The organism is Streptomyces sp. MK37H (assembly GCF_018035285.1).
Taxonomy (GTDB): Bacteria; Actinomycetota; Actinomycetes; order Streptomycetales; family Streptomycetaceae; genus Streptomyces; species Streptomyces endocoffeicus.
Genome location: NZ_JAAAYH010000792.1, coordinates 1 through 1813 on the forward strand (window position 1 = coordinate 1; position 1813 = coordinate 1813).

Below are 1813 nucleotides of genomic sequence, written 5' to 3' on the forward strand. Positions count from 1 at the left end.
GCTGGATGAACAAGGGGAAAACGGCCCTGCCGAAGGAAATTCGGCGAGGCCGGGAAGGTGGGCGTCATGGACGAACTTGATACGGCGATAGTCCGCGAACTGCAGCGCGACGCACGGCAGACCAACCGCGAACTCGCCCGGACGCTCGGCATCGCCGCCTCCACCTGCCTGGAGCGGGTGCGGGGGCTGCGCAACCGCGGGGTGATCACCGGCTATCGGGCGACGGTCGATCTGCGTTCGCTGGGGCGGCCGGTGCAAGCACTGCTCGCGGTCCGGATCCGGCCGCTCAGTCGGGAGGTGATCGAGGGGTTCAAGGCCTATCTGGTCACGCTCCCCGAGGTGCTGTCGGTGTATGTGGTCGCGGGCGGCGACGACTTCCTGGTGCATGTCGCGGTGCGCGATGTGGACCGGCTGCACGCGTTCTTGATGGACCGGGTGTCGGGGTGCAAGGAGGTCGTGGACTTCCGCAGCTCGATCATCTACCAGCATGTGGCGGGCGATGTGATCAACGAGCTGGAGTGACGACGGGGAAGGCGACGGGGAAGAGCGCGAAGAGAGCCGGTCCCGGGGGGTGCCGTCATCCACCCCGGAACCGACTCCGTCCGATCGGCCACGGCCACCGCCACGGCCACAGCTAGTGCCACGGACACGGTGTCAACGGCATCGCCGTAAGGCCTCGGCCTCAGCCGTGACGTACGGCCTCAGCGGTGACGCGGGACCTCAGCCGCGGCCTCGCTGTACGGTCTTGCGGCGGTTGGCGACGGCGAACAGCACGGCCGCGCCGGTGGCGAGGACCGCGGCGCCGCCGATGGCCATGGGGCCGGTGGATCCGTCGCCCCCGGTCTCGGCGAGGTGCTGCCCGTCGGCGGCGCTCCCGCCCCGCGAGCCCTGCGGGCCCTCCGGTCCGGTGCTCGCGGCCATGACCTCGGCGCTCTTGGCCTCGGGGTGGTTCCCCTCGGTGCCCTTCTCGTCCGCCGCCTCCGAAGCCTTCGGGCGATGGTCGGCCTCGGCGCCGCTGTCACCGCCGTGGCCGTGGTGATCGACCGTGGACTTCTCGGCGCCCGCCGCTATCTGGGCGTCATCGGGCGCGCCGGCGGTGGGTGCGGAACCCGCCTTCGTCCCGGCGCCCTTGGCCGCGGCGGCCCCTCCGCCGAAGGTCACGTCCGAGCAGGTGTAGAACGCCTCCGGGCTGTCCGAGCGCTGCCAGACGCTGTAGATCAGATGGCGGCCCGACTTGACCGGCACCTTCCCCGAGAAGACGTAACTCCCGTCCCGCAGCGTGGGGTCGGTGACCTTGGCGAACGGCTCCGCCTCCAGGTCCGCCCAGGTCAGGGGCTTCGTCGGGTCGTAGCCGTCCTTGGTGATGTACAGCTCGAAGCTGCCCCGGTGGGGCGCGGTGGCCCGGTAGGTGAAGGTGTGCTCACCGGCCGTCATGGCGGTGGCGGGCCAGTCGGCGCGCGGCAGGTCCAGGCCCTTGTACTTGTCGCGGCCCGCGCTGCACAGCTTTCCGTCCGGGATGATCTGCTTGTGGCGCCCGGCGGCGTCCGGGATGTTGACCTCGTTCCAGTCGTAGAGCGCCTGGGTGCCACCCGCCTGGACGGCCGCCTTGCAGGCCGCCGAGTCCGGGCTCTCCGGCCCCTCCGCGAAACACGCCGACACCCGGCTGACCGGGCCCGTCATCGAACCGTGCGCGGAGGCCGGGTCCGCGCTCAGCGCGGTGAGGGCGAGCGGCACCATGCCGAGCACGGCGATGCGGGCGGTTCTGCGGCGAACGGTCGCACGAGCGGTCATCGTGGGGGACTCCTTCGGTGGG

At 71.3% G+C, this 1813-nt stretch carries 2 protein-coding genes; one reads left to right on the top strand and one right to left on the bottom strand.

Annotation, left to right across the window (positions count from 1 at the left end):
- Positions 1-66: 66 nt before the first annotated feature.
- The gene (locus tag GWI24_RS43950; protein ID WP_210951597.1) at positions 67-522 is read left to right on the top strand and encodes an Lrp/AsnC family transcriptional regulator; all 456 of its coding nucleotides are present in this window, start codon (positions 67-69) and stop codon (positions 520-522) included.
- 198 nt (positions 523-720) lie between these two features.
- Here the strand turns inward: GWI24_RS43950 and GWI24_RS43955 are convergent, their stop codons facing one another.
- Positions 721-1791, bottom strand: coding sequence for a lytic polysaccharide monooxygenase (locus GWI24_RS43955; protein WP_210951598.1), 1071 nt, complete (start codon positions 1789-1791; stop codon positions 721-723).
- Positions 1792-1813 lie beyond the last annotated feature (22 nt).

What these genes read in the sequence shown, in the direction of transcription:
- GWI24_RS43950 (WP_210951597.1), top strand. Translation starts at nt 67, where the DNA reads ATGGACGAACTTGATACGGCGATAGTCCGCGAACTGCAGCGCGACGCA.
- GWI24_RS43955 (WP_210951598.1), bottom strand. Translation starts at nt 1,791, where the DNA reads ATGACCGCTCGTGCGACCGTTCGCCGCAGAACCGCCCGCATCGCCGTG.